This is a genomic window from Nostoc sp. UCD121 (assembly GCF_014222285.1).
GTDB lineage: Bacteria > Cyanobacteriota > Cyanobacteriia > Cyanobacteriales > Nostocaceae > Nostoc.
The window spans coordinates 14,002-29,553 of the sequence record NZ_JACKZS010000088.1; the positions used below are offsets into that span (position 1 = coordinate 14,002).

Annotated in this window: 17 protein-coding genes; 9 read left to right on the forward strand and 8 right to left on the reverse strand. The window is 40.4% G+C overall.

Annotation, left to right across the window (positions count from 1 at the left end):
• Positions 1-178 precede the first annotated feature (178 nt).
• Entirely contained in the window at positions 179-718 is a 540-nt protein-coding gene (locus tag GNF10_RS19135) for a Dps family protein (protein ID WP_185586888.1), read from the forward strand.
• A 152-nt stretch (positions 719-870) separates the two neighbouring features.
• Positions 871-1,638 carry a ChaB family protein gene (locus GNF10_RS19140; RefSeq protein ID WP_185586890.1) on the forward strand — a complete coding sequence of 256 codons (768 nt, stop codon included), beginning with the start codon at positions 871-873 and terminating at the stop codon, positions 1,636-1,638.
• 222 nt (positions 1,639-1,860) lie between these two features.
• Here the strand turns inward: GNF10_RS19140 and GNF10_RS19145 are convergent, their stop codons facing one another.
• Both GNF10_RS19145 and GNF10_RS19150 read right to left on the reverse strand, forming a co-directional pair.
• The gene (locus GNF10_RS19145; protein WP_185586893.1) at positions 1,861-2,259 is read right to left on the reverse strand and encodes a TIGR02588 family protein; all 399 of its coding nucleotides are present in this window, start codon (positions 2,257-2,259) and stop codon (positions 1,861-1,863) included.
• On the reverse strand, positions 2,256-3,134 hold the full coding sequence (locus GNF10_RS19150; RefSeq protein WP_185586895.1) for a TIGR02587 family membrane protein: 879 nt from the start codon (positions 3,132-3,134) through the stop codon (positions 2,256-2,258). The genes GNF10_RS19145 and GNF10_RS19150 overlap by 4 nt, the downstream gene beginning before the upstream one ends.
• A 302-nt stretch (positions 3,135-3,436) precedes the next feature.
• Here GNF10_RS19150 and GNF10_RS19155 point away from each other — a divergent pair, with 302 nt between their 5' ends.
• Positions 3,437-3,619, forward strand: coding sequence for a CsbD family protein (locus tag GNF10_RS19155; RefSeq protein WP_185586897.1), 183 nt, complete (start codon positions 3,437-3,439; stop codon positions 3,617-3,619).
• A gap of 168 nt (positions 3,620-3,787) precedes the next feature.
• Here GNF10_RS19155 and GNF10_RS19160 read toward each other — a convergent pair whose 3' ends face one another.
• The gene (locus GNF10_RS19160; RefSeq protein WP_185586901.1) at positions 3,788-4,060 is read right to left on the reverse strand and encodes a GlsB/YeaQ/YmgE family stress response membrane protein; all 273 of its coding nucleotides are present in this window, start codon (positions 4,058-4,060) and stop codon (positions 3,788-3,790) included.
• 220 nt (positions 4,061-4,280) lie between these two features.
• Between GNF10_RS19160 and GNF10_RS19165 the strand changes: the two genes are divergently transcribed.
• Positions 4,281-4,832 (forward strand): Uma2 family endonuclease, encoded by a 552-nt coding sequence (locus tag GNF10_RS19165; protein ID WP_185586899.1) that lies wholly within the window; start codon positions 4,281-4,283, stop codon positions 4,830-4,832.
• A 38-nt stretch (positions 4,833-4,870) separates the two neighbouring features.
• Here GNF10_RS19165 and mutL read toward each other — a convergent pair whose 3' ends face one another.
• A complete protein-coding gene (gene mutL / locus GNF10_RS19170; protein WP_185581682.1) occupies positions 4,871-6,619 on the reverse strand; it encodes a DNA mismatch repair endonuclease MutL in 1,749 nt (582 codons plus the stop codon).
• A gap of 158 nt (positions 6,620-6,777) precedes the next feature.
• Between mutL and GNF10_RS19175 the strand changes: the two genes are divergently transcribed.
• A complete protein-coding gene (locus tag GNF10_RS19175) occupies positions 6,778-7,113 on the forward strand; it encodes a rhodanese-like domain-containing protein (protein ID WP_163932124.1) in 336 nt (111 codons plus the stop codon).
• 399 nt (positions 7,114-7,512) lie between these two features.
• On the forward strand, positions 7,513-8,175 hold the full coding sequence (locus GNF10_RS19180) for a hypothetical protein (protein WP_185581681.1): 663 nt from the start codon (positions 7,513-7,515) through the stop codon (positions 8,173-8,175).
• Positions 8,176-8,518: 343 nt separating this feature from the next.
• Here GNF10_RS19180 and GNF10_RS19185 read toward each other — a convergent pair whose 3' ends face one another.
• Positions 8,519-9,568, reverse strand: a complete 1,050-nt coding sequence (locus tag GNF10_RS19185; protein ID WP_185581680.1) for an adenosine deaminase — start codon at positions 9,566-9,568, stop codon at positions 8,519-8,521.
• Positions 9,569-10,065: 497 nt separating this feature from the next.
• Between GNF10_RS19185 and GNF10_RS19190 the strand changes: the two genes are divergently transcribed.
• A complete protein-coding gene (locus GNF10_RS19190) occupies positions 10,066-10,275 on the forward strand; it encodes a hypothetical protein (protein WP_041565457.1) in 210 nt (69 codons plus the stop codon).
• A gap of 274 nt (positions 10,276-10,549) precedes the next feature.
• On the opposite strand, the gene GNF10_RS19195 is transcribed toward GNF10_RS19190, so the two are convergent.
• Complete coding sequence (locus tag GNF10_RS19195; protein ID WP_185586539.1) at positions 10,550-11,080, reverse strand: pentapeptide repeat-containing protein; 531 nt, start codon at positions 11,078-11,080, stop codon at positions 10,550-10,552.
• A gap of 463 nt (positions 11,081-11,543) precedes the next feature.
• On the reverse strand, positions 11,544-12,938 hold the full coding sequence (locus tag GNF10_RS19200; protein ID WP_185586538.1) for a TldD/PmbA family protein: 1,395 nt from the start codon (positions 12,936-12,938) through the stop codon (positions 11,544-11,546).
• Between the two features lie 310 nt (positions 12,939-13,248).
• Here GNF10_RS19200 and GNF10_RS19205 point away from each other — a divergent pair, with 310 nt between their 5' ends.
• Both GNF10_RS19205 and rpsU read left to right on the forward strand, forming a co-directional pair.
• Positions 13,249-13,572, forward strand: a complete 324-nt coding sequence (locus GNF10_RS19205) for an RNA-binding protein (RefSeq protein ID WP_114085123.1) — start codon at positions 13,249-13,251, stop codon at positions 13,570-13,572.
• A gap of 120 nt (positions 13,573-13,692) precedes the next feature.
• Positions 13,693-13,884, forward strand: a complete 192-nt coding sequence (gene rpsU / locus GNF10_RS19210; protein WP_069073774.1) for a 30S ribosomal protein S21 — start codon at positions 13,693-13,695, stop codon at positions 13,882-13,884.
• 902 nt (positions 13,885-14,786) lie between these two features.
• On the opposite strand, the gene GNF10_RS19215 is transcribed toward rpsU, so the two are convergent.
• On the reverse strand, positions 14,787-15,206 hold the full coding sequence (locus tag GNF10_RS19215; RefSeq protein WP_179076915.1) for a hypothetical protein: 420 nt from the start codon (positions 15,204-15,206) through the stop codon (positions 14,787-14,789).
• Positions 15,207-15,552 lie beyond the last annotated feature (346 nt).

Here is a 15,552-nt window from a genome sequence, read left to right on the forward strand (position 1 = left end):
CAAATCGCTAATCACTAGACTACTGGCTGACCATTAGCTGAATACTACCTATTAAGACATAGGCACAATTATCAATTTTAGTAACTCATCTAAGCTCATAATGTTTCCTTTGGTTGATGTGGAATGTATATGAAATTTGAGAATTTAGTAAATAAGTTTGCTTAGGGATGGAAAAATAATGCGTGCGATAAACATTGGGTTGACAGAAGAACAGCGTCAAGGTGTAATTAATCTGTTAAATAAAGATTTGGCAGATGCCTATCTACTGTTGGTGAAAACCAAAAAGTATCACTGGGATGTAGTTGGCCCTCAGTTCCGCTCTTTGCACCAGCTTTGGGAAGAACACTACCAAAAGCTGACTCTAAATATTGATGCTTTGGCAGAGCGAGTTCGTGCTTTGGGTGGTTATCCAGTTGGCACAATGGAAGGATTTCTTAAGATTGCTAGCCTCAAGGAACATGCTGGTAATGTTCCCACAGCAACAGGGATGGTAGCTAATTTAGTAGAAGACCACGAACAGGTTATTCGTAACTTAAGAGACCATGTAGACCAGTCTGGTGATGAGTTCCACGATCAAGGAACTGCTGACTTTCTGACTGGACTTATGGAAGAACATGAGGAAATGGCTTGGATGCTGCGTTCATTTATCGAAGGCGAAGCACTGGGGCCAGATGGTAGACAGCCAGCAGAAGGAGCTAAGACTCCTGTAGGTGTGTAGCTCATAACGTCTGAGTTAAAAATGGGTGTTCGTGAAACCAATTAGAAGGAGGAATTAATCTTCCTTCTAATCGGTGTGAAAGAATTAATCTTCCTGCATCTACCTATTCAACATATTCATTGTAAAAACAACATAATACAAGGAGTATTTAAGTGCCAGAAATATATAAAGCAGAACGTACTATCTCTGCTGTATTTAAAGAACAGAAGCAAATTGATGATGTGATTCGGCGTTTACTAGACAGGGGTGTACCTAGAGATCATATTTCGGTCATGGGTAGAAACTTTCAGTCAGAAACTAGAATTGCTGGGTTTATTAGTAAAAAGGATGTGATTCTGGGAGGTTTGAGAACAGGAGCAGTTTTTGGTTCCTTGTTTGGTTCCTTTCTGAGCTTGCTTACGGGTGTAGGCGTACTGTTTATTCCCTTTGTCGGGCCAATCGTAGCAGCAGGGCCTATTGGTGCAGTGTTGTTGGGTGCTGCTAGTGGAGCGATCGCAGGTAGTGCAGGTGCTGGCTTAGTATCGGTTCTAACTACTTTGGGGATGCCAGAAGATAAAGCGGCTATCTACCAAACCCGCTTACAAGCTGGCGAATTCTTACTAATGGCAGAAGTTCCGAGCGATCGCACTGGCGAATTTCAATTGCTACTCGAAAGTGCTGGTGCCGAAGAAATTAACACGATCGAAAAAACCTTTGCTCGCCCTTGTCCTGGACAGTGCAACAGTCCAGATGACTTGTCTCCTGAAGTTCGCGCTCATCTTTCTGATGAAGCTCAACGCACATTCATTGATCGCTATAACACTGTGTTCAGTGAGAAAAATGACGAGTTCACAGCCGAACAAGCTGCTTGGGAGTCTGTTCATGAGCAATATGATGAAAATGAAAACGGCGTTTGGTCAAAAGCTAAAGTTAAAGCTTAAACTAGTGCGCGTTAGTAATTATATAAATTCGCTTTGATTTTTGTTAGTGTAGGGTGGGCAGGCAATAGGCAATAGGAAAGAAGGTTACGGGGTTTTTTCAAAAATTAAATATGAATCTTATATACGGGAATCATATTTGATTTATAATAATTGCAAGCCGTATATCCCCGACTTATCAAAGAAGTTGGGAATATACGGCTTCTGTGCATTTTTAAATCTTATCTATGGCAATTTATAACTACCAACACGCAAATTTAACTGACCTTGATGCGGGTTTTTGGTGAATATAAATGCGCCTTCTTCCCTTTCCCCACTAGATAAAAAGTCAATCTGTTGCTCTCCTGTTTCTGTAACTTTGCCGTCAATCATTAACTCAGCCATAATCTGAACTGACTCAGCTGTATCTCCTCCACTATTCACAACTTCAAAGGGAACATAAAATTGGCCATCAATTTCCCGAATTGTTTCTTTTTTGGTAACAGAAAGAATGGGAGGTTGATTCTTTTCGTTCAGCCAAGTGTAACCTACTAAACTCACAATGATTGTTAGGATAAGTGAAGCGACGCTGAATGTTACCCACTCAGCTATTGAGCGCTTTGGTGGTTGTTCTGTTTGAGTCATATTGCTAACCTGCCGGCTGCACCGCCAATAGTTGCAGGTAAGCCCAGCATCAAGGTGTGATCTAACCACATTGTCCAAGGATCGCTAAAAGTTAACTTTTGAAAGAACCACAGCATAAAAGCGCTTGCTAGGAGTGACACTAGGTAAGACATAATAGTTTCGCTCGATGGTCGTTGGAAAATTCCCTTTTGCTCTCTTCGCTTTTGCTGGTCAGAAAAGCCTGCTTGAAATACAATGCCATAAGAAATAAGTAAAGATGTGGCGATCATTGCTAACTCCCAAGGTGGCGAGGCTGCGGCTGCAAGCATAGTAATTTCATCTGTTGGAGCGATGTTAAATGCAATTATGGTTGCACCAATTAGGGTTCCACCGATATCGGCAAAGGTGGCGTTTAACTCATCTTTTTTGTTGTTGGTTCTGCTGTCGGCTTTTTGCCCTTCTCCATTGCTGTTTCTACTATCTCCCAACAACTGATTGGCTAATGCTACACCAAGAGCAAATGGTACACTTTCAAAGATGATTTTACCTAAAGATTCTTTTAGAGAAGTTTCTAGTGTCAATTCTCGCAATAGTAGCAGCACAAAGGTAGAGCAAGCTAGTCCGATCGCGATCGCTTCTACGGTATCCATTGCGGCTTGGGGAGCTAGCCAGCTATATCTGCGTTTCCGAAAGCCTTCTGTCTGATTGAGCAAGTACACTACGATAAACATAAATGCGATCGCCATCATCATCAGTTGTGGTTTTGCCAGCGATCCAATCCACCAAACCTCCATTGTGTACAGTAAAGGGATGCCAAATAAAAAACCTCCGCAAGCACCCCGAATAATGTCATTAATCTCACTCCTCCATACATCTTTTTGACGTTTTGTTGCCACTCCTTTTTTGCCCTTTTATTGAAAATATACTTTGACTTATCTAATTTTCTATGAAGATGTATATAGCAGTCCTAAATACTTTGTGAAAAGTTAAATCCCCGGCTTCTCAAAGAGGTCGGGGATGTAAACAGTGCAGATTTCTATGAATTCGGATTTTTTACCTGCTTACTCTGTAGCTCACCGTATCTATCTTAAGATACATAATCGACCGAATTCTTCTATCGGTTGATGGAGGTCAAAAATAATACATTAATGTTAGTTTATGTAATAGCTGAATCAACTACAAGCTAGACATAAAAACCATGAGTACCGAAAAAAGAGTAGAAGCTACTGTAAAAAATATTGAAGGAAAAATCCAAGAGGTTGTGGGTGAAATAACTGGAAATCCCCAAGATAAAGCTGAAGGACAAGCAAAGCAAGCTGAAGCCCAAGTTGGTCACACTGTAGAAAACATTAAAGATGAACTTAAGAAAGCTTTAGACTAATTTAGTTTTTGCAGTGCAGCAACACTAACCATGATTCATTACTGATACCTTAACATTAATTACTCCACTAACCTTGAGGAAGTGGAGTTTTTGTATTTGTGTAAAATCTGAAGGGTGAATTCCTAAGTAATTGCTTTTAACCACGATTTTTCTAGAGATTTGATTCAACTAATAACTGGCACGATTAGCTAATAGGTTCCAGAGAAAGATGGCAATTATTGCGCCAATTATAGCAACAATTACACCTGGTATACTAAGGGTTGCAGCAGTTAATTGAAATCTCCCTGTCTCTAAAAGAGTAATTAAAATTCCCCCAATCACAGCACCTATGATACCTAAAACCATAGTTGAAACAATTCCACCACCTTGACGACCAGGATAAATAGCTTTTGCTATGGCTCCAGCAATTAAACCCAGAATAATCCAAGCAATAATGTTCAGCATAATTTAATCCATCAAAAAACTTAATCACTAGCTTAGAAATTACAATAGTGTTTTCCTTCTACCCGAAGGTATAAGTATAAAACTTCAATAACAATTAATAGCTTTTATAAAAATTAGATTGTAATTTTTTGCCAATTAAGTATAGCCTCAATCTTAACTACAAGGACACAGATTAAGATGGTAAGATATCAAGAATTATTGGGAGGAATCAATCGTCATGACTGTTATTGTTGCTAAATGGACGATTGACGAATATCACCGCATGATTGATGCTGGCATTTTGAGCGATCGCAAAGTAGAATTACTTAAAGCAGAGATTGTCGAAATATCGCCGGAAGGGGAACCCCATGCTTATTGTAGTGATGAAGCTGGTGAGTATTTAGCAAAGTTATTGGCTGAACGCGCCAAAATCCGACAAGCCAAGCCTATCACCTTACCCAACGACTCGGAACCAGAACCAGATATTGCCATTGTCCAACGTTTGGGACGCGAGTATCGAGAGCATCATCCCTATCCAGAAAATATTTTCTGGTTGATTGAGTATGCTAACTCCAGTTTAGAAAAATATTTAGAGATAAAAAGCAAAATCTACGCAGAAGCAGGTATTTTAGAGTATTGGGTTGTAAATCTTAAAAAGTTACACTTAGTAGTGTTTCGAGAAATCTTAGATGGAGAGTATGCAACAAAATTGACATTGACTGCGGAAACAATTCAACCGCTAGCATTTCCAGATATTTTTGTTGCGGTGGAACAGATTATTAACAGTTAAGTTAATTAAACTTTTATGCGTTTGTATTAAATTTAAAATTAAATTCCATGACTTTTACCGATTACCCAATTACGCCGGAAAAACCGAGCTAAAGCTGATTCTTCTAAAGATAAATAAATTGGCCGTCCGTGGGGACAGGTGCGAGGGTTGCGAGTGCGTTGCCAATTATCTAAAAGTGTCTGCATTTCTTGTTGATTCATCGGTGTACCGTTACGAATGGCACTGCGACAGGCGACAGCTACTTGGGCCGTTTGTAAATCGCCTCCCCAACTAAGCTCTAAAATTGCTTCTGCACAATCGTCTCGCTGCTGCAAAGGTGCAGGGATGTTTCGGACTGCCCAAAGTTGTTCGCCAAAGGGTTCTATTTCTAAACCGATGCGTTGCAATTGCAATACTTGCGCTGATGACAATTGATAAAGAATAATTGCTGGTTCAACGGGGACAAGTTGCCAATCATCGCATAATTGCTCATACAAAACTCGCTCATGGGCAATGTGCTGTTCCACCAACCACATACCACCTGGATGTTCAGCCACAATATAGGTGTTGCTAACTTGAGCAACAGCCTTCAAGGAATTAGGATTTTTGCAATCTTCCTTGGGATTTTGGGGATTGAAATTGTAGCCGCCTTTGGCTTCTGCGGCTTTGAGTAATTTACTAACTCGTGTTGTGTGAACAGCTTCTTTAAGATTGTTAGAAGAGATGCTGAGTGCTTGGTTAATTGCTTGAGTAATTTGCTCTTGCCAATAAATGATTTCGTTGAGATAAATTTCTGTTTTTGCGGGATTGCGATTCCAGTTAATTTGATCTGGGGAAATGGCAAGATGTAAGAAACAAATTGGATAGCGATCGCGTGGTAATGTTCTGTGAAATGCTGATAATATCGTTTGCTCTAGTTCAGGCGTTTTAACCATCCGTCCATTAATGGCTACACGTACCCAATCTGGACGATGACGATGACAGCGATCGGGTAATCCTACCACTAAAGTGAGTGTTGAGTGCTGAGTGGGGAGTGGAGAGTGGGGACTTGTACTGAGCGAAGCCGAAGTAGTGAGGAGTAGGGAGTGGGGAGTTAGGAGTTCTGAGTTTAGTGGGTTGGGTATTTCGAGTTTTATTTCTTGCAAGTCTCCTTGTCGCACCTGGGGTAAAATCTGCGGTAGGAGTTGCCCAGTTGTTCTAGCCGGAGAGATGGTGAACCATTGACGGTCATTTTGCCAAATCTGCCAGGTGATGTGAGGATGACACAGGGCGATTTGGTGAATTGTGGTTTGCACGGCTTTCATTTGCTGTGCAACTGTGGGCAATCCCTGACGACGTGATGAGCAATTACCGAAAAGATGAGAAACTGTCACCACTGTACCAGGTGCGATCGCAGTTACTTCAACTTGTACAACTTTCCCACCATCACCATAGCTAATCCGCCATCCTAATTTTCCACCTACAGGACGACTTAAAATTTCCAATTCTGCTAAAGTTGTTAAGCTATGTAACGCCTCACCACGAAATCCTAAACTGTTAATTTTCCATAAATCGGCACTAGAGCGAATTTTACTAGTGCTGTGGGCTGTGGCTGCTTGTTGCAAATCATCTAGGTTCATTCCACAACCATTATCTGCAACACGAATTCGCCATTGCTGCGGCCATAAAGAAACCACAATTCGCGTTGCACCTGCGTCTAGGGAATTTTCTACCAATTCCCGCACCACAGAGGCTAAAGAGTCGATTACCTCACCAGCTGTAATAAGATATACGACTTCTGTTGGTAGAGCTTGAATAGTAGATGCCATAAATTATAGTTTATAGCTTCTGGGGGTAAGGGAAGTAGGGAGAGATGAGAGATTATTTTCAACTCGCTAGTTGCAAATTATTAACTTATTACACTGAAAACTCAATTAAAAGGCGATTTTTGATAAATTGCTTGTGAGGTTATAAGCAGGAAAAGCTTATGAGTAATAATTTAGTTGCTGATGTCCATGATTTAAAGACCCGTTTGCAATGGGGTCAACCAGGTTTTACAATTGTTGATGTGCGCGATCGCCACACCTACAATCACGGTCGGATCAGTGGAGCAATACCCATCCCATTAAACGATTTGGTGTCTAAAGCCAAATCTGCTCTACATAAAGAACGCCATATTTATATCTATGGCGACAGTGACGAACATACAACCCAGGCTGCACAAATTCTCAGGGGGCAAGGGTTTGCTGAGGTAGCAGAAATCAAAGGTGGTCTTGCAGCTTGGATTTCAATCGGTGGTGCGACAGAAGGTGTTGGTGCTTAAACTTATCCCGAATATCCCAATCGTAAGTCTATTTATTCCATCATTGCTGGTTTTCTTTACTGCACATTAGATTTCTAAGAATAATCTGAATCAGCAAAAAGGAAAGCACAGATAAGCACCGATGAATTATGTGCGTACATTTGCGATTTAATGCCTAAAACATTAACTTTTGCAAAAAATTAGGGCTTAGGCACTGTACAAATTAATCATGGTATGAGTTTACCAAAATAGGTCGTTTCCTACTTTGATTAATCATTCTGGAATAAATAAATAGACCTACGCTGTAGGGGTACGCATTGCTTATTGGTGTTGACTTAACCACGAACGCCTTTAAAAGCTCGTTTCCAGCCTCTGGCTGGAAATGCTCTTCAATATTCTTTATATAGTAGAGTTCTTCAAATGGCACTGCGATCGCATAGTTTAAATATATGTCTTGTTCCGCTAGTTTTTTCTTTAGTTAGCGTCGGTGCGAGTACGGCAAAAGCGATCACCCAGACTATTTATCCATTCGATGTAGTATACGACACAGAAGTTACTCTCACACCTATCCCATCTACCGACGTATCAACAGCATTTGTCTCAGGCTTTAATTCTGATGCTCCTTATGGATTAAATAACTTTTCAAGCATAAATAACTACAGCCGAACTGATCCTAATACTGGTAATCTCTTATTCTTTCAAGACGCAGCAAAATTTGGTTTACAAGGCTTACCAATCGGCAGAGATGAGTTTTTTGGTAGTGGCGAAGATAAATTATTTGGCAGCAGTAGCGCTACTGCTTCATTTGACTTTATTAACCGCCAATTAGTCGGTTTTGGTACTATAACAATCACTGGTGGTACAGGTAGATTCATCGGTGCTACAGGCATATTTAACTTTTCTGAAATTGAATCACTCGATCAAGATCCAACTGCTCCCTTGAAAGGTAAAGCTTTTTTGAATGGTTCCTTTCAGACACCACAGAAAACTCCAGAACCACCAACCAACGCAACACTGTTCGGTATATGTGTAATTGGGATTGGTTTGATGTTACGACGACATTACTTTTTAGGTACTAGGTGAATTAGAGGATTTCCCAAATATATTAACCAAATATTATTAGTAGAATACGTTGATCAAAAATCCGAATCAACGAAAACGAAACCACAGATAAACACCGATAAATCATCTTCGTGTATCTGTGGTTTGTTTTCTAAAATACTGGCTTTTAGAAGATATATATTGTGCATTACAGCTTTCTCTATTCCATCAAAAAAGTCACTGATTGCAACATGAATTAACATTAAATCACTTGACTTTCTTTTACTTCTAGTGAAGCACGGTGTAAATTAAACTACCTTTTCAAATCAAAAAAGTGCTTGCTGTATAGGAATTACGAAGTACGCCAAGCTGTACTTGTTAATTGTTAATTACTATCCCTGATTGCCAAAACTTTCGGTAGTTCGGGTTTGAGCAAATCGTTCAACAAAGATGCAGGACGTTCACTGTAAGGCCAAGCAAAAGCATGACGGAAAGCTGCATCCTGACAAGCTTGTAGTTGTTTAAAACTGATAATGTCGTAAGTCAAGAGATTTTCATACTCAAAGGGTAAACGTACATTGTGCAACCCAGCATTATCAGTACAGATAGCAATATCTACCCCAGCATCAAAACAACGGTCAAAAACTAATTTGAGTTGACGTATATCTTGCAAAGTACCAGTTTTTAAGTATGTTGTGGGGCAAACCTCTAAACACTGTCCGCGTCTAGCTACATCATTAAGTAACTCTGGATACAGTAGGGGGATTTGAATACCGTGACCGATTCGCATAAGATAGGGTAACAGTTCGGGGTAACAACCGGCCGTGGTTTCATATAGATGTCCCGTCGTGTTAACGCCTAGCGATCGCGCATAATCATATAAGCTAATCCATTCTTCTAAGCGATCGGCATAATAGCTATCACCCCCTGCGACATCGACTGCACAGACATACTGCTTATTTTGTGCCGCTAAATCAACAATCGCCTTGTTCACCTCATAAGGTAAACGGGTGTGCATACAGAGAATTTGGCTAGTAACAATCGGATGTTCTGGCTGGTGGCTAGCAAGTCCTACTACTTTTACAATTTCTGCCATCTTGTCAATTCTCTGTGATTGATTCAGATGTTCAGGTGTCCGCAAATAGGGAGTGTAGCGCAGTTCCAGATAAGCCAAATTTTCAAAGATGTAAGCACCCCGCACCAAGCGATAGATAAAGTAAGGCAAAGTCTCAACTGTTTGCACACTTTCTACCAAGGTGTGTAATTCTAGATACTCATCCAGGGTGTTGCGTGGACGGGTGTAAAAATCTTCAAATTGTGAATAGTCAGCAAAGCGGGAAATCAACTCCGAAGAATGTCGCTCAAAATATCGCCATAGAACTCGCGGTACGACGGAACCGCCCAGATGTCTATGTAATTCAGCATATAAAGCCATAGTGGTTTTTTTAGATAAAAATTTCAATAATTGTAACAAAAACATCGAAAGAAAAAATCTTACTCGCAAAAATTTAGAGCAAAGTGGAGATTTACCACCATCTGAATTTTCAACCCAAGTCTTACTAATTGAGGTTTTGCTCGTTCCCATAAAGAATATAAGAGCAAAATAATATAAAAATTAAGCTTTTTAGGGAAAGGCGCGAAGCGCACGCTACGCCAACAAGGTTTCAGGTTTTAAATGCATAAGTCCTGTTTTTGCCGTGCTGTACCAGATGCTGCAAGAAGGTCGGTATTTATCCTTGTTTTCTGAAAATCCAGCATTTATATAGAGTTTTGAGGATAAATCAACTTGACATTATCAAGATTAAATTGATAGCATTTAAAACCCTTAGTTTTTGTGTTATAGTTAAATAAATATTTAAATTGTTGAGCAAGTAAAATATAACAATATGTTTTATTTTAGCTAAACAAAATCTTGGGCGAGGTTGATATTAAGTGAAAATTCAAGCGTTGGATGTCAAGGCTGGCGATCGCATTATTGCTTACTGCAACAACAAAATGCAAACCTGCAAGGTAAAACGCATATTAGATCCCGGTCAAGCTAATATCACACTATCAGTATTCACCTCTGAGAATTATCGCGGTTGCTCAGTTTCATCTATAGTCCGCTTCCAATCGAACGCTTTAGTTGATTTGGTAAGTTAAAAATCAAGAAAACATTCAATCTCAAAACTGTCTTTAGCTATTATCCAGCCTGAAGCTGGATTTAATTTATCTTAAATGTGCGATGCCTATGCACATACAAACTTGTTAATTGTGGCTGGATAATTTTTCATCAAAAGTCAGTGATGCTAAACCAGTCAAGACAATAACAACAAGCTGTAGCGGACATTTGATCGCTTTTAGACAATGGGCTTAAGCCCATTGTTTATTTTGCTAATTATTTTTCACATCATAAGCCATGTTAAAGAAATTAGATTTAAGCATTCTCATCTAGAATGGTTCCTTCTACATTGGCTCCAGACAAATTTGCTCCGTTCAAATTTGTTTGGTTTAAATCTGCTTGGGTGAGATTAGCTTGGGATAAGTCAGCTACAGTTAAGTCTGCACCACTCAAATCCGCTCCATCTAGATTTGCCGCTATCAAGCTTGCTTCCTGCAAATCCGCCTCACTCAAATTAGTTTCAATCAACTTAGCAACCGTCAAATCAGCTTGACTCAAATTAGCTCCTTCCATTGCTGCTCCATCCAAGATAGCTCCATCCAAAATAGCTCCGCTTAAGTTGCTGCCACTGAGGTTAGCATTAGTCAAATCGGCTCCATTTAAGTCTGCTTCAATCAAACTGGACTGGGCTAAATTAGCATGACTCAGATTAGCTCCATCTAAAATAGCTCTATCTAAAATTACATCACTGAGATTGGCTTCCCTTAAGTTTGCCTCGCTTAAGTTGACACCAGTAAAGTCTCTGACACCTGCGGCATAGTTTTTCAGGAATTGATCTGCTTTCATATCTGTCGCTGTGCTAAGGAACGCTTAATTGAGGCTATAAAAATGACTTAGACAAAGCAGTATGTCTCCAGTACGCGCAACGGAGAATGGGTGTCGTAGATAAAACTAGAGTGAATATGAAATTAGCTTTATATATATTACTTATCCTCTATTACTGGCGCTACTACCTAGAGTTATGAGTTATTTTCATACTTGGGAGGGATGTTGAGAGATGAAAAAATTTAATCATTAGTGCAAAGCGATCGCTATACTGATTTGTGGATGAACCACCGGGAGATGGCATGAAAGAAGAGCCGCGAGCTTTTGAACATATCAAAGCCTATATGCGTAACGCCGCTTTCTGGCTAGCAAATTGATTTAAACTCAGGCATTCTTTAGTAAGACTAGTAGCCCATCAAGTTAAGCTTGACAGACTACTAAAAATCTAAGTTTACTCGGAGTACCAGTTATAGCGGCGGGTAGTTCACATTTCACCACCAACCACTACATCTTGAATTCGGAGACTAGGGCCACCGCAACCCACTGATAACCCGTTTTGTCCTCCCTTGCCACAACCACCGGATTCATCCCAGTAAAAATCATCACCAATTGCCTCAATATCCGCTAAAGTTTGGAATACATTTCCTGAAAGCGTTACATCCCGCACAGGTTCAGCAATTTTGCCGTTCCTAATCATCCACGCTTCCCCGGCGCTAAAGGTAAACATTTCCCCATTCGTCATTCCACCCAACCAATTACGGGCATAAACCCCTTCTTTGATATCGGTGAATAAGTCTTTGACTGGTGTTTTACCTCTTTCAATCCAGGTATTTGTCATCCGCACAATAGGAGTAAAGTGATAATTCAGACATCTGGCATTACCAGTAGGCGCTTCCTCCAATTTGCCAGCAGTTTCACGAGAATGTAAACGTCCAACTAAAACTCCATCTTTAATTAGTTGCGTAGTTGTAGCAGGCGTGCCTTCATCATCGTAAAAATAACTACCGCGATGTCCCTCTGGGGCTGCACCATCAAAAATTTGGAGTTCTTCTGGGCCAAACCGCCGTCCAATAGTCATAACTTCTAACAAATCAGGATTTTCGTAAGCCATATCAGCCTCAGAAAGATGTCCGAAAGCTTCATGGACAAACAAACCCGTGAGAATTGGGTCAATGACTACGGTATAAGTATTACCTTTGACAGGTGGCAAAGATAAAGCTGCGATCGCTCTTTGAGCCGCACCTTTTACCTGTTCATCCAAATCAGTTAAATCTTCGTAACCTTTGCGAGACCCAGTAGTTTCCCTTCCCGTTTGTACCGTTTCGCCATTTCTGGCAGTGGCGGCAAAGCGCATTTCCATATCCACCCAAGATTGCTCGATCAAAGTTCCTTCTGAGGTAGCAATGATCACTCTTTGAGCGCTGTCGCCATAACGCACCGAGGTAGTGGTAATCCGATCATCAATACTTTTGAGCAATTCAGTATAGCGATCGCACAATTGTTTTTTCTTGGAAAGTGGGATTTTTCGAGGATCAGTGCCTTTTAGGGGTAGAACGCATACTGCTTGCACCGGGTCAATGGGTGCAAGTAAAGTTTCTTCATCACCAACCATTCGCGCCGCAGCGATCGCTTCTTCTATCCGATCCTGAATTGTTCCCAGTTGGTTGAAGCAGCTTAACCCCCACCCACCCTTATAACAAGCGCGAATATGTCCACCAATGGAGATACCTTCACTGAGGGTTTCTACCTTGTCGCCACGCAACAAGATATCAGTCCCTTCTGCTTCTTCAAGGCGAATCATTAGATAATCTACACGCTCACAGTAGCGAGCGATCAGATCAGAAAGTAAATTCTGTGCGTCAGCAAGTGTACTCGGCATTTCCAGGTAGTTACAATGACGAACTGCATTTATTTTGCAATTATTTGAGCAATTTTTGCTACTCAATGTTAAAGTTGCCTATAAAATCATTACCTAGAGGATGTTTGAGAGGGTAAACTGCGATCGCTGACTCTTAGTACTTCCTTTTTTAGGATGGGTAAGAACTAAAGGATGTGCTAAGGTAGTTAGGTGAGAATAAAATTCGGTTACAGCGTTTGTTTTTAGTATTGACAGGCTTTTCCCTTTTGGTCTTAACAAGCTTGTCTCCGAAATCTAAATCTCTACACACCTATGATTTTGGAGATAACGCATGTCAATTTATGTAGGTAATCTATCCTACGAGGTCACACAAGAAGACCTTACCTCTGTATTTGCTGAACATGGTTCTGTAAAACGCGTTCAGTTGCCTACTGACCGTGAAACAGGCCGTCCACGTGGCTTTGCTTTCGTAGAGATGGGCACAGAAGCTGAAGAAACAGCTGCCATTGAAGCTCTTGATGGTGCTGAGTGGATGGGACGCGACCTTAAAGTCAACAAAGCTAAACCCAAGGAAGACAGAAGTGGTTCCTTTGGTGGTGGCGGTGGCGATCGTCGCGGCGGCGGCGGTGGCGGATACAACAGAGGACGCTACTAAGGTTTAAAATCAAAAATTAAGTTTTAACGTCTTAAGGGCAGAATCATTATCTGCCCTTTTTGCGCTCCGATCTACTGGATGCTTTGAAATTGCCCAGTACCAATTAAGTAGGAGATGAAAATGACCCAAGTATTTGTGGGCGAAAATGAAGGAATTGAATCGGCCTTGCGTCGATTTAAGAGAGAAGTTTCCAAAGCAGGTATTTTCCCAGACATGAGAAAAAATCGTCACTTTGAAACCCCTTTGGAAAAACACAAGCGCAAAGAAGTTGCAAGACACAAACAACGTAAGAGAAATTTCCGTCGCAATTGAAAACAAGCGATACCTAAGATAAGCGACAATAACGCACTCTCTTCTCTGATCAAATTTCTAGCTGTTGAAGGGGCGATCGCTGTACTCCTGGATGTGAATCAAAAGAGTAAGTTTTGGTAAAGCTATTACTGATTATGGGATGGGCAATGTAAATAAAGGTGTGTCCCCCACAATTCACAAAAACTTGTTATCGTTACTTCCGGGCTAGCGATCGCTACGCTAACCTTAATATACCTAACTGAATAATTTATTTTTGATATTCTCTTAGTAGTCAACCAGACTTTTTAAGTGTCTGTCTTGAAAAGGGGAATTTTAAATTTTTGACTTTCCTAGGGAATGCTACGCTAATGGCATCATCGCGGCTCTACTGAACCATCGCCGAACATCTTACTCAAACGTTTTTAAAATTGAAAGCTTCAAAATTTAAAAAGGTCTGAGAAGAAGCGTTGGGATAAGCCAGAAAGCCCTCATGTAGAGACGCGATAAATCGCGTCTAAAATACTGATACGTTAGAAAAACGCGATAAATCGCTGTCTCTACAAAGAATTTACCTTACAGCGCTTCCGGCTATTATGCAATATAGTTTTCTCCTTGCCCCTCTCCTATCATCGCTTTCAGCTTTTAGGATGTACCTCATAGCTGCCGGAAGTGCTGTATTTCGCTACAAGGTCAAGATTACAGGATTTCCGCTCTTCTCTAGTAAGTTTTGCCACGCTAGGTTAAAGCTAAAGGATCTTTAATAATATAGAATCCGATTGAAAACTTGTCATTCCAACAACAGGAAGCAATCTCCTAAACCTCTGAGATTGCTTCCTTGCACTCCTTTCCAGTCGCAATGACTTGAGTATAGTAATTATCCGGATTTCATATAATTGGTTGATTCATAAAGCAATACTAAAGAACTACATCATCCAAATTTTTCCCGCAGCACATCCTAACCATCCGGCAACTTTTACCACAGTGGGGAAAAGCTCTTTAACCAATTCTTTCACCTCTTGAGTTGTTTCACCCGCTTCATTCAAGGTTTCATTAACTCGTTTGAGACTCTTAGCAATAGATTCCTTATCAGGTTCAGACTCGATTACTTCTACTTTAGCAGCTTCTAAACGCTTTACGGACTTTTCCCGTTCCACTTCTGACAATGCAGTTAAATTTTGAATTTGTTCTTCCAAGTAAGCCAACATCTCAATGACTTCGGTTGTAGAGACTTGTTCGGCCTGAGACATTTGGTTATTGTCTCCTTGAACAAAAGTGCTATTGTCTCCTTTAGCTGTACGGTTATTATTCCCACGAACAATCTGAATATCTTTTTCACCAGACATAATCTAATCTCCTTTGTAAGAATCTAAAAACGCTTTCCAAGCAATTCCATGACTAAAATTAAGTTAACAATCCCGGTCAACTCTAGCTGTCTACTTAGAGTGTTCCAACCAATAAATGATCCAAAATTAGAGATTGTTTCATATTATCAGTATCTTTTGGGTACGATAATCCATAACCTAAAGACATACCATTATTTGCTATACATATTGTATCTTGTTTCCTAAAACAGGAATCGTGTACTATCTCTTTATCCCGAAAATCGTATATATAGGGCTTGCTGGTTAAGACTGAAACCCTTGTATAAATAGTGATTGAAGTCTATAAATCGAACAAAAGTGCAAGGCA

Coding starts and splice junctions, on each gene's coding strand:
- GNF10_RS19135 (WP_185586888.1), top strand. CDS start 179: ATGCGTGCGATAAACATTGGGTTGACAGAAGAACAGCGTCAAGGTGTA.
- GNF10_RS19145 (WP_185586893.1), bottom strand. CDS start 2,259: ATGACTCAAACAGAACAACCACCAAAGCGCTCAATAGCTGAGTGGGTA.
- GNF10_RS19155 (WP_185586897.1), top strand. CDS start 3,437: ATGAGTACCGAAAAAAGAGTAGAAGCTACTGTAAAAAATATTGAAGGA.
- GNF10_RS19165 (WP_185586899.1), top strand. CDS start 4,281: ATGACTGTTATTGTTGCTAAATGGACGATTGACGAATATCACCGCATG.
- mutL (WP_185581682.1), bottom strand. CDS start 6,619: ATGGCATCTACTATTCAAGCTCTACCAACAGAAGTCGTATATCTTATT.
- GNF10_RS19175 (WP_163932124.1), top strand. CDS start 6,778: ATGAGTAATAATTTAGTTGCTGATGTCCATGATTTAAAGACCCGTTTG.
- GNF10_RS19180 (WP_185581681.1), top strand. CDS start 7,513: ATGGCACTGCGATCGCATAGTTTAAATATATGTCTTGTTCCGCTAGTT.
- GNF10_RS19185 (WP_185581680.1), bottom strand. CDS start 9,568: ATGGCTTTATATGCTGAATTACATAGACATCTGGGCGGTTCCGTCGTA.
- GNF10_RS19195 (WP_185586539.1), bottom strand. CDS start 11,080: ATGAAAGCAGATCAATTCCTGAAAAACTATGCCGCAGGTGTCAGAGAC.
- GNF10_RS19200 (WP_185586538.1), bottom strand. CDS start 12,938: ATGCCGAGTACACTTGCTGACGCACAGAATTTACTTTCTGATCTGATC.
- GNF10_RS19205 (WP_114085123.1), top strand. CDS start 13,249: ATGTCAATTTATGTAGGTAATCTATCCTACGAGGTCACACAAGAAGAC.
- rpsU (WP_069073774.1), top strand. CDS start 13,693: ATGACCCAAGTATTTGTGGGCGAAAATGAAGGAATTGAATCGGCCTTG.
- GNF10_RS19215 (WP_179076915.1), bottom strand. CDS start 15,206: ATGTCTGGTGAAAAAGATATTCAGATTGTTCGTGGGAATAATAACCGT.